The organism is Pseudomonas reactans (genome assembly GCF_013385825.1).
Classification (GTDB): domain Bacteria; phylum Pseudomonadota; class Gammaproteobacteria; order Pseudomonadales; family Pseudomonadaceae; genus Aquipseudomonas; species Aquipseudomonas reactans.
In genome coordinates this window covers 19443-35050 of sequence record NZ_JACAPG010000018.1, presented here as the reverse complement: position 1 = coordinate 35050, position 15608 = coordinate 19443, and the positions used below count along the sequence as shown (strand labels likewise).

Genomic DNA, 15608 nt, shown 5'->3' with positions numbered 1-15608 from the left:
CGGAGAAAAGTAGCTGAAATAACGCAAAAACCGCCCAAATGAGGGCGGTTCTGCTTATCGTTTAGAGTCAGTTAAGCGATACACCCAACGCCTTTGCGATTGCTTCTCCATAAGCCGGATCGGCCTTGTAGAAGTGCTGCAGTTGGCGCTGAACCACGTCACTGGAAACGCCACCCATCGCGCCGGCAATGTTGTTGGTGAGCAAGGCTTTCTGCTCATCGTTCATCAGGCGGAACAGCGCACCGGCGTGGCTGTAGTAATCGGTGTCTTCGCGGTGATCGTAGCGGTCAGCCGCGCCGCTCAGGGCCAGTGCAGGCTCTGCGTACTGTGGTGCTTGCTTAGGTGCATCGGCGTAGCTGTTTGGCTCGTAGTTAGGCGCCGCGCCACCATTGCTGCCGAAGGCCATCGAACCATCACGCTGGTAGCTGTTTACTTGGTTACGCGGAGCATTCACCGGCAGTTGCTGATGATTGGTGCCAACGCGATAGCGGTGGGCATCGGCGTACGCGAAAACACGACCTTGAAGCATACGGTCTGGCGACAGGCCGACGCCTGGAACCATGTTGCTTGGGCCAAAGGCAGCTTGTTCCACTTCAGCGAAGTAGTTTTGCGGGTTACGGTTCAGTTCCAGCTCACCGACCTCGATCAGCGGGAATTCCTTCTGCGACCAGGTTTTGGTCACGTCGAAAGGGTTCTCGTAATGAGCGTTGGCTTGGGCCTCGGTCATGATCTGGATGCAGACGCGCCATTTCGGGAAGTCACCGCGTTCGATCGCACCGAACAGATCGCGCTGCGCGTAATCTGGGTCAGTACCGGCCAGGCGTGCAGCTTCAGCCGGCGCCAGGTTTTTGATGCACTGCTTGGTCTTGTAGTGCCACTTGACCCAGTGACGCTCACCCTTAGCGTTGATCAGGCTGTAGGTATGACTCCCAAAGCCGTGCATGTGGCGGTAGCCGTCAGGGATGCCACGGTCCGAGAACAGGATAGTGACCTGGTGCAGCGCCTCAGGGGAGTGCGACCAGAAATCCCACATCATTTGCGCGCTTTTCAGATTGCTTTGCGGCAAACGTTTCTGGGTGTGGATGAAATCCGGGAACTTCAAAGGATCGCGAATGAAGAACACAGGGGTGTTGTTACCCACGATGTCCCAGTTACCTTCTTCGGTGTAGAACTTTAAAGCGAAACCGCGTGGATCGCGCTCGGTATCAGCCGAACCACGCTCACCGCCAACGGTGGAGAACCGCAGGAAGGTTGGGGTTTGCTTGCCAACGGACTCGAACAGCTTGGCGCTGGTGTATTGCGTGATATCTGTAGTGACCGTGAAAGTACCGTAAGCACCCGAGCCCTTGGCGTGCACACGACGCTCGGGAATGTTTTCACGGTTGAAATGAGCGAGCTTCTCGATCAGGTGAAAATCGTCGAGCAGCAACGGGCCACGCGGGCCGGCGGAACGGGAATTCTGGTTGTCCGCAACGGGGGCGCCGCTCGCGGTGGTAAGGATTTTATTCTGGCTCATGCTCAATTTCCCTCAGGTCGGACTTGGAACTGCCGGCTAATCGGCTTGGGAGGAGTATTGATCATCAACATGACGTCTACAAATTCATTAAATTGTAGGCATCAATAGATATTTTCTACCGAACACTCCACCCCCCATAGTGCCGAGCACAACCCACGGAAGCTTGTATCAAGCGCGCTTTTGTTACAGACACAAAAAACCGGGCACTAGGCCCGGTTCTTCGATGCAGCTTGTCGTCTTACTCGGCGCTTACAGCTTCGCCGGCAGTAGCACGATCAACCAACTCGACGTACGCCATAGGCGCGTTGTCGCCAGCGCGGAAACCGCACTTGAGGATGCGCAGGTAGCCACCCTCACGGGTAGCGTAACGCTTGCCCAGGTCGTTGAAGAGCTTACCAACGATAGCTTTCGAACGAGTACGGTCGAAAGCCAGACGGCGGTTAGCCAGGCTGTCTGTCTTGGCCAAAGTGATCAGCGGCTCAGCAACGCGACGCAGTTCTTTAGCTTTCGGCAGTGTAGTTTTGATCAGCTCGTGCTCGAACAGCGACACCGCCATGTTTTGGAACATGGCCTTGCGGTGCGAGCTGGTACGGCTCAGGTGACGACCACTTTTACGATGACGCATGGTTCATTCCTTACCAAACTCACGTTCGGTGATTACGACGATCAGGCAGTCGCCTTGTCGTCCTTCTTAAGACTTGCAGGCGGCCAGTTGTCGAGGCGCATGCCGAGGGACAGACCGCGGGAGGCCAGAACGTCCTTGATTTCAGTCAAGGATTTCTTGCCCAGGTTCGGAGTCTTCAACAGTTCTACTTCGGTACGCTGAATCAGGTCGCCGATGTAGTAAATGTTTTCCGCCTTAAGGCAGTTAGCCGAACGTACAGTCAGTTCCAGATCGTCAACCGGGCGAAGCAGGATCGGATCGATCTCGTCTTCCTGCTCGATTACCACTGGTTCGCTGTCACCTTTGAGGTCGACGAACGCAGCCAACTGCTGTTGCAGAATGGTTGCAGCGCGGCGGATAGCCTCTTCAGGATCCAGAGTACCGTTGGTTTCCAGATCAATAACCAGCTTGTCCAGGTTAGTACGCTGTTCGACACGGGCGTTTTCCACCACGTATGCGATACGGCGAACCGGGCTGAACGAAGAGTCAAGCTGCAAGCGACCAATGCTGCGGCTTTCGTCTTCATCGCTCTGACGCGAGTCGGCCGGTTCATAACCACGACCACGAGCTACGGTGAGCTTCATGTTCAGGGCGCCGTTAGACGCCAGGTTAGCGATTACGTGATCGGGGTTAACGATCTCGACATCATGATCCAGCTGAATATCGGCAGCGGTAACCACCCCCGAACCCTTCTTCGACAAGGTCAGCGTAACTTCGTCACGGCCGTGCAGCTTGATAGCCAGACCTTTAAGGTTCAACAGGATTTCAATTACGTCTTCCTGTACACCTTCGATGGCGCTGTACTCGTGGAGCACACCGTCAATCTCGGCCTCGACTACTGCACAGCCGGGCATTGAGGACAACAGGATGCGGCGCAGCGCGTTGCCCAGGGTGTGGCCAAAACCACGCTCGAGAGGCTCGAGAGTAATTTTGGCGCGGGTTGGACTGACAACCTGCACATCAATATGGCGGGGTGTCAGGAACTCATTTACCGAAATCTGCATGGATGCACCTATTTTCTAGCCCTTACTTGGAGTAGAGCTCGACAATCAGGCTTTCGTTGATGTCGGCGGACAGATCACTGCGAGCAGGAACGTTCTTGAAAACGCCCGACTTCTTCTCAGTGTCTACTTCTACCCATTCTACGCGGCCACGTTGGGCACACAGATCGAGAGCTTGGACAATGCGAAGTTGGTTTTTTGCTTTCTCGCGAACTGCGACCACGTCACCAGCACGAACCTGGTAGGACGGAACGTTTACGGTCTGACCGTTAACGCTGATCGACTTGTGCGATACCAGCTGACGGGATTCGGCACGAGTCGAACCAAAGCCCATACGGTATACAACGTTGTCCAGACGGCATTCGAGCAGTTGCAGCAGGTTTTCACCGGTTGCACCTTTCTTGCCAGCAGCTTCTTTGTAGTAGCCGCTGAACTGACGCTCGAGAACGCCGTAGATACGACGGACCTTCTGCTTTTCACGCAGTTGGGTGCCGTAATCGGACTGGCGACCGCGGCGTTGGCCGTGGATACCAGGTGCTGCTTCAATGTTGCACTTCGATTCGATCGCGCGCACGCCGCTCTTCAGGAAGAGATCGGTGCCTTCGCGACGAGCGAGTTTGCATTTTGGACCAATGTAACGAGCCATTCTTTACAATCTCCTGGATTACACGCGGCGCTTCTTCGGCGGACGGCACCCGTTGTGCGGGATTGGCGTCACGTCGGTGATGCTGGCGATCTTATAGCCACAGCCGTTCAAAGCACGGACAGCAGACTCACGACCTGGACCTGGACCCTTGACGTTAACGTCGAGGTTTTTCAGGCCATATTCCAGCGCAGCTTGACCAGCACGTTCAGCAGCTACTTGAGCAGCAAACGGGGTGGACTTGCGGGAACCGCGGAAACCCGAACCACCGGAGGTAGCCCAAGAAAGCGCGTTACCTTGACGGTCGGTGATGGTCACGATTGTGTTGTTAAAAGAAGCATGGATGTGGGCGATGCCATCAACCACTGTCTTTTTAACTTTTTTACGAGGACGAGCAGCAGGTTTTGCCATGATAATTTTCCTGTCGATTCGCTGGGGCGATTACTTGCGGATCGGCTTACGCGGACCTTTACGGGTACGCGCGTTAGTCTTGGTACGCTGACCGCGTACTGGAAGACCACGACGATGACGCAGACCGCGATAGCAACCGAGGTCCATCAAACGCTTGATTTTCATGTTGATTTCGCGACGCAGGTCACCTTCAGTGGTGAACTTCGCCACTTCGCCACGCAGCTGTTCAATCTGCTCGTCGCTCAGATCCTTGATCTTAGCGGCTGGGTTTACCCCAGCAACTGCGCAAATTTTCTGCGCAGTAGTGCGACCAACACCATAGATGTAGGTCAGCGAGATAACAGTGTGCTTGTTATCTGGAATGTTAACGCCTGCAATACGGGCCATTCAGTGGGACTCCAATTGACAGCTACCTACGCCCCGGAAGCCAAGAAATAGGGCGCGAGATAATATCGCTGTAATAACAAATAATCAACCCGGCAGCGCACTAGCTGCCGGGCTTCAAGCGGATCACACTCAGCCTTGGCGCTGTTTGTGACGCGGTTCCGCGCTGCAAATTACTCGAACAACACCTTCGCGGCGAATAATCTTGCAGTTACGGCACAGCTTTTTCACCGATGCACGAACTTTCATCACCAACTCCTCGAACCTTATGGGGTACTCAGCGCAACATGCCGCTGCCGTAGCCCTTCAGGTTGGCTTTCTTCATCAGGGATTCGTACTGGTGCGAAACGAGGTGCGATTGTACTTGGGACATGAAGTCCATCACAACCACGACCACGATCAGCAACGAGGTCCCGCCAAGGTAGAACGGAACGTTTGCTGCAACCACCAGGAACTGGGGCAACAAGCACACGGCCGTCATATATAGAGCACCGAACAGGGTCAAACGAGTCAAAACGCCATCAATGTAGCGTGCAGACTGCTCACCTGGACGGATGCCCGGAATAAAGGCACCGGACTTCTTCAGGTTTTCCGCTACGTCTTTCGGATTGAACATCAACGCCGTATAGAAGAAGCAGAAGAAAATAATCCCTGCACTAAACAGCAGAATATTCAACGGCTGACCAGGAGCGATCGACTGAGAGAGGTCCTGCAGCCAGCCCATATTTTCGGACTGACCAAACCAGGTACCCAACGAAGCCGGAAACAGCAAAATGCTGCTCGCGAAAATTGCCGGAATAACACCGGCCATATTCACTTTCAGCGGCAAGTGGCTGGTCTGCGCAGCAAAGACCTTACGGCCCTGCTGACGCTTGGCGTAGTGAACAGCAATACGACGCTGGCCACGCTCAATGAACACCACAAAACCGATAATCGCTACTGCCAACAAACCGATGGCAACCAGGGCGAAAATGTTGATATCACCCTGACGTGCAGACTCGAAAGACTGCCCAATCGCTCTCGGAAGACCGGCGACGATACCTGCGAAAATCAACATCGAGATACCGTTGCCAACACCACGCTCAGTAATCTGCTCACCCAGCCACATCATGAACATCGCACCAGCCACAAATGTGGATACCGCGACGAAATGGAAGCCAAAGTCACCAGTGAACGCAACGCCCTGCCCTGCCAAGCCAACGGACATGCCGATAGCTTGAACCAAGGCGAGGACGACAGTGCCGTAGCGGGTGTACTGGCTAATCTTACGACGGCCAGCTTCACCTTCCTTCTTCAACTGCTCCAGCTGCGGGCTGACGGCGGTCATCAGTTGCATGATGATCGATGCCGAAATGTACGGCATGATCCCCAGTGCAAAGATACTCATCCGCTCCAGCGCGCCGCCGGAAAACATGTTGAACAAGCTAAGAATGGTCCCCTCATTCTGTCGAAACAGGTCTGCGAGTCGGTCCGGGTTGATACCTGGAACCGGGATGTGTGCGCCTATTCGGTAGACGATAATCGCCAGGAACAGAAAACGCAGACGAGCCCAAAGTTCAGACATACCGCCTTTGCCGAGCGCTGAGAGAGCACCTTGCTTAGCCATTTATTCCTCGAACTTGCCGCCAGCTGCTTCGATAGCCGAACGCGCACCTTTGGTGGCGCCGATTCCCTTGCCGATAGTGACAGCGCGAGTCACTTCACCGGACAGCATGATTTTCACACGCTGTACGTTGACGTTGATCACGTTGGCATCTTTCAGGGTCTGCACAGTAACGATGTCGCCTTCCACTTTAGCCAGCTCGGACAGACGCACTTCTGCGCGGTCCATGGCTTTCAGGGATACGAAACCGAACTTAGGCAGGCGACGATGCAGCGGCTGTTGACCGCCTTCAAAGCCTGGAGCGATGGTGCCACCGGAGCGGGAGGTTTGACCTTTGTGGCCACGGCCACCAGTCTTACCCAAACCGCTACCGATACCACGGCCCGGACGATGCTTTTCGCGACGGGAACCCGGCGCTGGACTCAGATCATTGAGTTTCATCGATTAACCCTCTACACGCAGCATGTAGTAAGCCTTGTTGATCATCCCGCGATTCTCGGGAGTATCCTGGACTTCTACAGTGTGACCGATGCGACGCAGACCCAGACCTTTAACACACAGTTTGTGGTTAGGGATGCGGCCGGTCATGCTTTTGATCAGCGTTACTTTAACGGTAGCCATGATCAGAAGATCTCCTTGACAGTCAGACCACGCTTGGCAGCGATGGACTCAGGAGATTGCATAGCTTTCAAACCTTTGAAAGTGGCGTGAACCACGTTTACCGGGTTAGTCGAGCCATAGCACTTGGCCAGAACGTTCTGAACGCCAGCAACTTCGAGGACAGCACGCATAGCGCCGCCAGCGATGATACCGGTACCCTCAGAAGCAGGCTGCATGTACACCTTCGAAGCGCCATGGGCGGACTTCATTGCGTACTGCAGAGTGGTGCCGTTCAGATCAACTTGGATCATGTTGCGACGAGCAGCTTCCATTGCCTTCTGGATCGCAGCAGGCACTTCACGTGACTTGCCACGGCCGAAGCCAACACGGCCTTTACCATCACCTACCACGGTCAACGCGGTGAAGGTGAAGATACGGCCGCCTTTAACGGTTTTGGCTACGCGGTTAACTTGAACCAGCTTCTCAATGTAGCCTTCGTCGCGCTTTTGGTCGTTATTTGACATAACTTAGAACTCCAGCCCAGCTTCACGAGCAGCATCAGCCAGCGCTTTCACGCGACCGTGGTACTTGAAGCCAGAGCGGTCGAAAGCCACTTGCGAGACGCCAGCGGCCTTAGCACGCGTAGCGACCAGCTGGCCAACCTTTGTGGCCGCGTCGATGTTGCCAGTGGCACCATCACGCAGTTCTTTATCCAAAGTCGAGGCGCTTGCCAGGACTTTGTTGCCGTCGGCCGAGATGACCTGGGCGTAGATGTGCTGCGACGAGCGGAACACGCAGAGACGCACGACTTCGAGTTCGTGCATTTTCAGGCGTGCTTTGCGAGCGCGACGCAGTCGAGTAACTTTTTTGTCGGTCATTTGCTATGCCCTACTTCTTCTTGGCTTCTTTACGACGGACGACTTCGTCCGCGTAGCGCACACCTTTGCCTTTGTACGGCTCTGGTGGACGGAAGTCGCGGATCTCAGCGGCCACTTGACCTACCAGCTGCTTGTCGATGCCCTTGATCAGGATATCGGTCTGGCTAGGGGTCTCAGCAGTGATGCCCGCTGGCAGTTCGTAATCCACAGGGTGCGAGAAGCCAAGGGCCAGGTTCAAAACCGTGCCTTTTGCTTGCGCTTTGTAACCAACACCGACCAGCTGGAGCTTACGCTCGAAGCCTTGGCTTACGCCTTGGACCATGTTGTTTACCAACGCACGCGTGGTACCGGCCATTGCGCGAGTTTGTTGATCGCCATTGCGAGCAGCAAAACGCAGCTCACCAGCTTCTTCAACGATCTCAACGGACGAATGGATGTTCAGTTCAAGAGTACCCTTGGCACCCTTCACCGAAAGCTGTTGGCCTGCGAATTTGACTTCGACACCGGCTGGCAGCTTAACGGGGTTCTTAGCGACGCGAGACATGCTTATCCCCCCTTAGAACACAGTGCAAAGAACTTCGCCGCCGACACCGGCAGCGCGCGCAGCACGATCCGTCATCACACCTTTGTTGGTGGAGACGATAGACACGCCCAGACCGCCACGAACTTTCGGCAGATCTTCAGCGGACTTGTACTGACGCAGGCCTGGACGGCTAACGCGCTTCACTTCCTCGATGACCGAACGGCCTTCGAAGTACTTCAGCTCGATGGACAGCAGTGCTTTTACATCGCTGCTGATCTGATAACCCGCAATGTAGCCTTCGTCTTTCAGGACTTTGGCAACAGCTACCTTCAACTTGGAAGATGGCATGCTTACGACGGACTTTTCAGCCATCTGGGCATTACGGATACGAGTTAGCATGTCCGCTAACGGGTCCTGCATACTCATGGGCTAGACGCTCCTAATACAAAAAAATTAGCCTTGCGGCTACATATGTCGCCGAGAATCTCCGGGTAAAAAACACGGGCTCAGGCGAGCCGCGTATTTTAGACACACTCCGGAAATGAAACAAGCCCCAAAAGGGGCTTGTTCCAGATTCAAGGTCACCGGCGGTCAGTATCTTGCGATATTGGCCACCCGGACGTTGAAAGTACTTACCAGCTGGCTTTAACCAGACCTGGTACGTCACCACGCATTGCCGCTTCACGCAGTTTGTTACGGCCGAGGCCGAACTTGCGGTAAACGCCGTGTGGACGACCGGTCAGGCGGCAGCGGTTACGCATGCGCGAAGCGCTTGCGTCACGTGGCTGCTTCTGCAGAGCAACTGTAGCTTCCCAACGTGCTTCTGGACTTGCGTTCAGATCAACGATGATTGCTTTCAGTGCTGCACGCTTCTTGGCGTACTTGGCAACCGTGAGCTGACGCTTCAGCTCGCGGTTTTTCATGCTCATCTTGGCCATGGTCCTACTCCAATCAGTTGCGGAACGGGAATTTGAAAGCACGCAACAGGGCGCGACCTTCATCATCGTTCTTGGCAGTGGTGGTCAGGGTGATGTCCAGACCGCGGAGAGCATCGATCTTGTCGTAGTCGATTTCCGGGAAGATGATCTGCTCTTTCACGCCCATGCTGTAGTTACCACGACCATCGAAGGACTTGGCATTCAGGCCGCGGAAGTCGCGCACCCGAGGCAGGGAGATCGACAGCAGACGATCCAGGAATTCGTACATACGCTCACGGCGCAGGGTCACTTTGACGCCGATCGGCCAACCTTCACGGACTTTAAAGCCAGCGATGGATTTCCGAGCGTAGGTCACAACGACTTTCTGGCCGGTGATCTTTTCCAGGTCAGCAACAGCGTGCTCGATGACTTTTTTGTCGCCGATCGCTTCACCCAGACCCATGTTCAGGGTGATTTTGGTAACGCGCGGAACTTCCATCACGTTCCCAAGCTTAAGTTCTTCCTTAAGCTTAGGGGCGATTTCCTTCCGGTAAATCTCTTGTAGTCGTGCCATGGTCTAATCTACCTAGCAGTGTTCAAGCATCAACCGCTTTTTGGGTCGACTTGAAGACACGAATTTTCTTACCGTCTTCTACTTTGAAACCAACGCGGTCAGCCTTGTTGGTTTCGCCGTTGAAGATGGCGACGTTAGAAGCGTCCAGCGGAGCTTCTTTCTCGACGATACCGCCCTGCACGCCCGACATCGGGTTAGGCTTGGTATGACGCTTAACCAGGTTCAGACCACCGATAACCAGACGGTTATTAGCGAGAACCTTAAGCACCTTACCGCGCTTACCTTTGTCTTTGCCGGCGATCACGATGATCTCGTCGTCACGACGAATCTTTTGCATGTCGGATCTCCTTACAGCACTTCTGGGGCGAGCGAGACGATCTTCATGAACTTCTCAGTACGAAGTTCACGGGTCACTGGCCCAAAGATACGGGTGCCGATCGGCTCTTGCTTGTTGTTCAGAAGAACAGCAGCGTTGCCATCAAAGCGGATAATGGAGCCATCAGCACGACGTACGCCGTGACGAGTGCGGACTACAACAGCAGTCATCACTTGGCCTTTTTTCACTTTACCGCGAGGAATTGCTTCCTTGACGGTAACTTTGATGATGTCACCGATACCAGCGTAACGACGATGGGAGCCACCCAGCACCTTGATGCACATAACACGGCGAGCGCCGCTGTTATCGGCCACATCGAGCATGGATTGAGTCTGAATCATATAATTTCTCCGACCCCTAGTCCTTAGACTTCCACAGCGCGTTCGAGAACATCAACCAGTGCCCAAGACTTGGTCTTGGCCAGCGGACGAGTTTCACGAATAGTGACTTTGTCGCCGATGTGGCACTGATTGGTTTCGTCGTGCGCGTGCAGCTTAGTCGAACGCTTAACATATTTACCGTAGATCGGGTGCTTAACGCGACGCTCGATCAGAACGGTGATGGTTTTGTCCATCTTGTCGCTGACAACACGGCCAGTCAGCGTACGGACAGTCTTTTCGGCTTCAGCCATGATCACTTACCTGCCTGCTGGTTGAGCACAGTCTTCACGCGAGCGATGTCACGCTTAACTTGCGAGAGCAGATGCGACTGCCCCAACTGGCCAGTTGCTTTCTGCATGCGCAGATTGAACTGGTCGCGCAGCAAGCCGAGCAGTTGCTCGTTCAGCTGCTGTGCGGATTTTTCACGAAGTTCATTCGCTTTCATCACATCACCGTCCGTTTAACAAAGGAGGTGGCGAGCGGCAGCTTTGCAGCAGCCAGGGCGAAAGCCTCACGCGCCAGCTCTTCAGAAACACCCTCGATTTCATACAGGACTTTGCCTGGCTGAATCTGGGCTACCCAGTATTCCACGTTACCTTTACCTTTACCCATCCGCACTTCGAGAGGCTTCTTGGAGATCGGCTTGTCCGGGAATACACGGATCCAGATCTTGCCGCCACGTTTTACGTGACGGGTCAGAGCACGACGCGCTGACTCGATCTGACGAGCGGTGAGACGACCACGAGCTACAGACTTCAGCGCGAACTCGCCGAAGCTGACTTTGCTACCGCGCTGAGCCAGACCACGGTTGTGGCCTGTCATCTGCTTGCGGAACTTCGTACGCTTAGGTTGCAACATTTGGCGTACCCCTTACTTAGCAGCTTTTTTACGAGGCGCTGGTGCTTGTGGTTTCAGTTCTTCTTGGCGACCACCAATTACTTCGCCTTTGAAGATCCAAACCTTTACACCGATCACACCGTAAGTGGTGTGAGCTTCGTAGTTGGCATAGTCGATGTCGGCACGCAGGGTGTGCAGTGGCACACGACCTTCGCGATACCATTCAGTACGTGCGATTTCAGCACCGCCGAGACGACCGCTCACTTGGATTTTGATGCCTTTGGCACCAATGCGCATGGCGTTCTGTACAGCGCGCTTCATAGCGCGACGGAACATTACGCGACGCTCCAGCTGCTGAGCTACGCTCTGCGCAACCAGCATACCGTCGAGTTCCGGCTTGCGGATCTCTTCGATATTGATGTGCACAGGCACACCCATTTGCTTGGTCAGGTCCTGACGCAGTTTCTCAACATCTTCACCTTTCTTCCCGATAACGATACCTGGACGAGCGGTGTGGATGGTGATACGTGCAGTTTGGGCCGGACGATGGATATCGATACGGCTTACGGACGCGCTTTTTAGTTTGTCTTGGAGATACTCACGCACCTTCAGATCAGCGAACAAATAGTCCGCATAAGTCCGACCGTCTGCGTACCAGACGGAGGTGTGCTCCTTGACGATTCCCAGGCGAATGCCAATGGGATGTACTTTCTGACCCATCTCTTCGACTCCGTTACTTGTCAGCAACCTTGACAGTGATATGGCAAGACCGCTTGACGATGCGATCAGCACGGCCTTTGGCACGTGGCATGATGCGCTTCAGCGAACGCCCTTCGTTGACGAAAACGGTGCTGACCTTCAGGTCATCAACGTCTGCGCCTTCGTTATGCTCGGCGTTGGCTACGGCCGACTCCAGCACTTTCTTCATGATCTCGGCGGCTTTCTTACTGCTGAAAGCCAACAGGTTGAGCGCTTCGCCCACCTTCTTCCCGCGGATCTGGTCGGCGACCAAGCGGGCTTTCTGGGCGGAGATTCGAGCGCCCGACAACTTAGCGGCTACTTCCATTTCCTAACCCCTTAACGCTTGGCTTTCTTGTCTGCCACGTGCCCACGATAAGTGCGGGTACCGGCAAACTCGCCTAGTTTGTGGCCGACCATGTCTTCGTTCACGAGAACTGGGACGTGCAAGCGACCGTTGTGTACAGCGATGGTCAGACCGACCATTTGTGGCAGGATCATCGAACGACGCGACCAGGTCTTAACTGGTTTGCGATCGTTCTTTTCCGCCGCCACTTCGATCTTCTTCAGTAGGTGAAGATCAATAAAAGGACCTTTTTTCAGAGAACGTGGCACTGTCGTATCCCTCTATTTACTTGCGACGACGGACGATCATTTTGTCGGTACGCTTATTACCACGAGTCTTCGCGCCCTTAGTCGGGAAGCCCCATGGCGATACCGGATGACGACCACCAGAGGTACGACCTTCACCACCACCGTGTGGGTGGTCAACCGGGTTCATGGCAACACCACGAACGGTTGGGCGAACGCCACGCCAGCGTTTGGCACCAGCTTTACCCAGCGAACGCAGGCTGTGCTCGGAGTTCGAGACTTCGCCCAGGGTCGCGCGGCATTCAGCCAGCACTTTACGCATCTCACCAGAACGCAGACGCAGGGTCACGTAGACACCTTCACGAGCGATCAGCTGAGCCGAAGCACCAGCGGAACGAGCGATTTGCGCGCCTTTACCTGGCTTCAATTCGATGCCGTGTACGGTGCTACCAACTGGAATGTTGCGCAGTTGCAGAGCGTTGCCCGGCTTGATCGGTGCCAGAGCACCTGCGATCAGCTGGTCGCCAGCGCTCACGCCTTTAGGGGCGATGATGTAGCGACGCTCGCCATCTGCGTACAGCAGCAGAGCGATGTGAGCAGTACGGTTTGGATCGTATTCGATACGCTCGACAGTGGCAGCGATGCCATCTTTGTCGTTGCGACGGAAGTCGACCAGACGATAATGCTGCTTATGGCCACCACCGATGTGACGAGTGGTAATACGACCATTGTTGTTACGACCACCAGACTTCGATTTTTTCTCGAGCAGCGGTGCGTGAGGAGCGCCTTTATGCAGCTCCTGGTTGACCACCTTGACCACAAAACGGCGGCCAGGGGAAGTCGGTTTGCATTTAACGATTGCCATGATGCACCCCTTCCTTACTCAGCACTGCTGCTGAAATCGAGATCTTGGCCTGGCTGAAGGGAGATAACTGCCTTCTTCCAGTCATTACGCTTGCCCAGACCGCGAGCAGTGCGCTTGCTCTTACCCAGAACATTCAGGGTAGTAACACGCTCTACTTTCACGCTGAACAGGCTTTCGACGGCCTTCTTGATTTCCAGCTTGGTTGCGTCAGTTGCAACCTTGAAAACGAACTGGCCTTTCTTGTCAGCCAGAACCGTAGCCTTTTCGGAAACGTGCGGGCCAAGCAGAACTTTAAATACGCGTTCCTGGTTCATCCCAGCAGCTCCTCGAATTTCTTCACGGCCGACACGGTGATCAACACCTTGTCGTATGCGATCAGACTAACTGGATCGGAACCTTGCACGTCACGTACATCAACGTGTGGCAGGTTGCGAGCAGCCAGGTACAGGTTCTGATCAACAGCTTCCGACACGATCAAAACGTCGGTCAGGCTCATGTTGTTCAGTTTGCCCAGCAGATCTTTGGTTTTCGGGCTTTCAACAGCGAAGTCCTGAACCACGACCAGACGGTCAGTACGCACGAGTTCAGCAAGGATGGAGCGCAGAGCTGCGCGGTACATCTTCTTGTTGAGCTTCTGCGAGTGATCCTGTGGACGAGCTGCGAAAGTGGTACCACCGCCACGCCAGATTGGGCTACGGATAGTACCGGCACGAGCACGGCCAGTACCTTTCTGACGCCAAGGGCGCTTACCGCCACCACGAACGTCGGAACGGGTCTTTTGCTGCTTGCTACCTTGACGGCCGCCGGCCATGTAGGCCACGACTGCTTGGTGAACCAGCGTCTCGTTGAACTCGCCGCCAAACGTCAGTTCGGAAACTTCGATCGCTTGAGCGTCATTTACATTTAATTGCATGTCAGCTTCCCCTTAACCGCGAGCCTTGGCCGCCGGACGTACAACCAGGTTGCCGCCAGTAGCGCCAGGAACAGCACCCTTGACCAACAACAGATTGCGTTCAGCGTCGACGCGCACTACTTCGAGGGACTGCACGGTCACGCGCTCAGCGCCCATATGACCGGACATTTTCTTGCCCTTGAATACACGACCAGGAGTCTGGCACTGGCCAATAGAGCCCGGGACGCGGTGGGAAACGGAGTTACCGTGAGTGTTGTCTTGGCCACGGAAATTCCAACGCTTGATCGTACCCTGGAAGCCTTTACCTTTGGACTGACCGGTTACATCAACCAGTTGACCAGCAGCGAAGATTTCAGCGTTGATCAGATCGCCAGCCTGGTAGTCGCCGTCTTCGAGACGGAACTCCATAACAGTGCGACCAGCTGCAACGTTTGCTTTAGCGAAGTGACCTGCTTGAGCAGCAGTCACACGCGAAGCACGACGCTCGCCGACAGTGACTTGCACTGCACGATAGCCATCGGTCTCTTCAGTTTTGAACTGGGTGACGCGATTCGGTTCGATCTCAATGACCGTGACCGGAATGGAGACACCTTCTTCGGTGAAAATACGGGTCATACCGCATTTACGACCGACTACACCAATAGTCATGTTGTAAACCTCATGAGTGTACGGGGCTTTCACCCGCTATGGCCGCCCATTTCAGAGCGTTACACGACTAAGACCCGAGTCTTAGCCGAGGCTGATCTGTACTTCCACACCGGCCGCCAGATCGAGCTTCATAAGTGCATCAACGGTTTTATCCGTTGGCTGGACGATGTCCAGTACGCGCTTATGAGTACGGATCTCGTACTGGTCGCGCGCGTCTTTGTTGACGTGCGGGGAGACCAGAACGGTGAACCGCTCTTTACGGGTAGGCAGTGGAATTGGACCACGCACTTGTGCACCAGTACGTTTCGCGGTTTCCACGATTTCCTGGGTGGATTGGTCGATCAGGCGATGGTCAAAAGCCTTCAACCTGATACGGATTTGCTGATTTTGCATTGGATTTCAGACTCCGGCTGCTATTCCCAGCGAGCGCAATACGCCCGTTAAAAGGAGGCGCAATTCTATAGACGGCCCTGATAGGTGTCAACCCAATAAAAAAGGCCCCCGCTGAGCGGGGGCCTTTTCAAAACATCAGAGCTATCTCAGAAG

29 protein-coding genes are annotated in these 15608 nt (G+C 54.7%); all 29 read right to left on the bottom strand.

Translation table 11 applies throughout. The annotated features are described in order from the left end of the window. Positions 1-67 precede the first annotated feature (67 nt). Positions 68-1516 carry a catalase gene (locus tag HX868_RS20510; protein ID WP_177004194.1) on the bottom strand — a complete coding sequence of 483 codons (1449 nt, stop codon included), beginning with the start codon at positions 1514-1516 and terminating at the stop codon, positions 68-70. A gap of 238 nt (positions 1517-1754) precedes the next feature. After that, the gene (rplQ, locus tag HX868_RS20505) at positions 1755-2141 is read right to left on the bottom strand and encodes a 50S ribosomal protein L17 (protein WP_003176402.1); all 387 of its coding nucleotides are present in this window, start codon (positions 2139-2141) and stop codon (positions 1755-1757) included. A 41-nt stretch (positions 2142-2182) separates the two neighbouring features. Then, positions 2183-3184, bottom strand: coding sequence for a DNA-directed RNA polymerase subunit alpha (locus tag HX868_RS20500; RefSeq protein WP_003176403.1), 1002 nt, complete (start codon positions 3182-3184; stop codon positions 2183-2185). 22 nt (positions 3185-3206) lie between these two features. Continuing rightward, positions 3207-3827, bottom strand: a complete 621-nt coding sequence (gene rpsD, locus HX868_RS20495; protein ID WP_003176404.1) for a 30S ribosomal protein S4 — start codon at positions 3825-3827, stop codon at positions 3207-3209. A gap of 18 nt (positions 3828-3845) precedes the next feature. Then, complete coding sequence (rpsK, locus tag HX868_RS20490; protein ID WP_002555466.1) at positions 3846-4235, bottom strand: 30S ribosomal protein S11; 390 nt, start codon at positions 4233-4235, stop codon at positions 3846-3848. Between the two features lie 30 nt (positions 4236-4265). Further along, on the bottom strand, positions 4266-4622 hold the full coding sequence (gene rpsM, locus HX868_RS20485) for a 30S ribosomal protein S13 (RefSeq protein ID WP_003194635.1): 357 nt from the start codon (positions 4620-4622) through the stop codon (positions 4266-4268). Positions 4623-4751: 129 nt separating this feature from the next. Beyond that, entirely contained in the window at positions 4752-4868 is a 117-nt protein-coding gene (rpmJ, locus tag HX868_RS20480; RefSeq protein ID WP_002555468.1) for a 50S ribosomal protein L36, read from the bottom strand. A gap of 28 nt (positions 4869-4896) precedes the next feature. Further along, positions 4897-6225, bottom strand: a complete 1329-nt coding sequence (secY, locus tag HX868_RS20475; protein WP_003194637.1) for a preprotein translocase subunit SecY — start codon at positions 6223-6225, stop codon at positions 4897-4899. Continuing rightward, complete coding sequence (gene rplO / locus HX868_RS20470; RefSeq protein WP_003176407.1) at positions 6226-6663, bottom strand: 50S ribosomal protein L15; 438 nt, start codon at positions 6661-6663, stop codon at positions 6226-6228. A gap of 3 nt (positions 6664-6666) precedes the next feature. Then, a complete protein-coding gene (gene rpmD, locus HX868_RS20465) occupies positions 6667-6843 on the bottom strand; it encodes a 50S ribosomal protein L30 (RefSeq protein ID WP_003176408.1) in 177 nt (58 codons plus the stop codon). A 2-nt stretch (positions 6844-6845) separates the two neighbouring features. Further along, the gene (rpsE, locus tag HX868_RS20460) at positions 6846-7346 is read right to left on the bottom strand and encodes a 30S ribosomal protein S5 (protein ID WP_003176409.1); all 501 of its coding nucleotides are present in this window, start codon (positions 7344-7346) and stop codon (positions 6846-6848) included. A 3-nt stretch (positions 7347-7349) separates the two neighbouring features. Further along, complete coding sequence (rplR, locus tag HX868_RS20455) at positions 7350-7700, bottom strand: 50S ribosomal protein L18 (protein ID WP_003186037.1); 351 nt, start codon at positions 7698-7700, stop codon at positions 7350-7352. Positions 7701-7710: 10 nt separating this feature from the next. After that, the gene (gene rplF / locus HX868_RS20450; RefSeq protein ID WP_003194640.1) at positions 7711-8244 is read right to left on the bottom strand and encodes a 50S ribosomal protein L6; all 534 of its coding nucleotides are present in this window, start codon (positions 8242-8244) and stop codon (positions 7711-7713) included. A 12-nt stretch (positions 8245-8256) separates the two neighbouring features. Beyond that, positions 8257-8649, bottom strand: coding sequence for a 30S ribosomal protein S8 (gene rpsH / locus HX868_RS20445; protein WP_010206883.1), 393 nt, complete (start codon positions 8647-8649; stop codon positions 8257-8259). 206 nt (positions 8650-8855) lie between these two features. Then, positions 8856-9161, bottom strand: coding sequence for a 30S ribosomal protein S14 (rpsN, locus tag HX868_RS20440; protein ID WP_003176414.1), 306 nt, complete (start codon positions 9159-9161; stop codon positions 8856-8858). A 13-nt stretch (positions 9162-9174) separates the two neighbouring features. After that, positions 9175-9714: a 50S ribosomal protein L5 gene (gene rplE / locus HX868_RS20435; RefSeq protein WP_003194642.1), complete on the bottom strand. Its 540-nt coding sequence runs from the start codon at positions 9712-9714 to the stop codon at positions 9175-9177. 22 nt (positions 9715-9736) lie between these two features. Further along, the gene (rplX, locus tag HX868_RS20430) at positions 9737-10051 is read right to left on the bottom strand and encodes a 50S ribosomal protein L24 (protein ID WP_003176416.1); all 315 of its coding nucleotides are present in this window, start codon (positions 10049-10051) and stop codon (positions 9737-9739) included. Between the two features lie 11 nt (positions 10052-10062). After that, a complete protein-coding gene (gene rplN, locus HX868_RS20425) occupies positions 10063-10431 on the bottom strand; it encodes a 50S ribosomal protein L14 (protein WP_002555479.1) in 369 nt (122 codons plus the stop codon). 23 nt (positions 10432-10454) lie between these two features. Further along, on the bottom strand, positions 10455-10721 hold the full coding sequence (gene rpsQ, locus HX868_RS20420; RefSeq protein ID WP_003176419.1) for a 30S ribosomal protein S17: 267 nt from the start codon (positions 10719-10721) through the stop codon (positions 10455-10457). Positions 10722-10723: 2 nt separating this feature from the next. Then, positions 10724-10915 carry a 50S ribosomal protein L29 gene (rpmC, locus tag HX868_RS20415; protein ID WP_002555481.1) on the bottom strand — a complete coding sequence of 64 codons (192 nt, stop codon included), beginning with the start codon at positions 10913-10915 and terminating at the stop codon, positions 10724-10726. Further along, positions 10915-11328 carry a 50S ribosomal protein L16 gene (gene rplP, locus HX868_RS20410; RefSeq protein WP_003176421.1) on the bottom strand — a complete coding sequence of 138 codons (414 nt, stop codon included), beginning with the start codon at positions 11326-11328 and terminating at the stop codon, positions 10915-10917. Before rplP ends, rpmC begins: the two co-directional genes overlap by 1 nt. 12 nt (positions 11329-11340) lie before the next feature. Then, positions 11341-12027 (bottom strand): 30S ribosomal protein S3, encoded by a 687-nt coding sequence (gene rpsC / locus HX868_RS20405; protein ID WP_003176422.1) that lies wholly within the window; start codon positions 12025-12027, stop codon positions 11341-11343. A gap of 13 nt (positions 12028-12040) precedes the next feature. After that, positions 12041-12373, bottom strand: coding sequence for a 50S ribosomal protein L22 (gene rplV, locus HX868_RS20400; RefSeq protein WP_003103908.1), 333 nt, complete (start codon positions 12371-12373; stop codon positions 12041-12043). Between the two features lie 11 nt (positions 12374-12384). Beyond that, complete coding sequence (gene rpsS / locus HX868_RS20395) at positions 12385-12660, bottom strand: 30S ribosomal protein S19 (RefSeq protein ID WP_003232420.1); 276 nt, start codon at positions 12658-12660, stop codon at positions 12385-12387. Positions 12661-12676: 16 nt separating this feature from the next. After that, positions 12677-13501 carry a 50S ribosomal protein L2 gene (gene rplB / locus HX868_RS20390; protein WP_003186055.1) on the bottom strand — a complete coding sequence of 275 codons (825 nt, stop codon included), beginning with the start codon at positions 13499-13501 and terminating at the stop codon, positions 12677-12679. 14 nt (positions 13502-13515) lie between these two features. Beyond that, entirely contained in the window at positions 13516-13815 is a 300-nt protein-coding gene (gene rplW / locus HX868_RS20385) for a 50S ribosomal protein L23 (RefSeq protein ID WP_002555488.1), read from the bottom strand. Beyond that, entirely contained in the window at positions 13812-14414 is a 603-nt protein-coding gene (rplD, locus tag HX868_RS20380; protein ID WP_003176424.1) for a 50S ribosomal protein L4, read from the bottom strand. The genes rplW and rplD overlap by 4 nt, the downstream gene beginning before the upstream one ends. 12 nt (positions 14415-14426) lie before the next feature. After that, complete coding sequence (gene rplC / locus HX868_RS20375) at positions 14427-15062, bottom strand: 50S ribosomal protein L3 (protein WP_003194649.1); 636 nt, start codon at positions 15060-15062, stop codon at positions 14427-14429. Positions 15063-15143: 81 nt separating this feature from the next. Beyond that, complete coding sequence (gene rpsJ / locus HX868_RS20370) at positions 15144-15455, bottom strand: 30S ribosomal protein S10 (RefSeq protein WP_003186070.1); 312 nt, start codon at positions 15453-15455, stop codon at positions 15144-15146. Positions 15456-15608 lie beyond the last annotated feature (153 nt).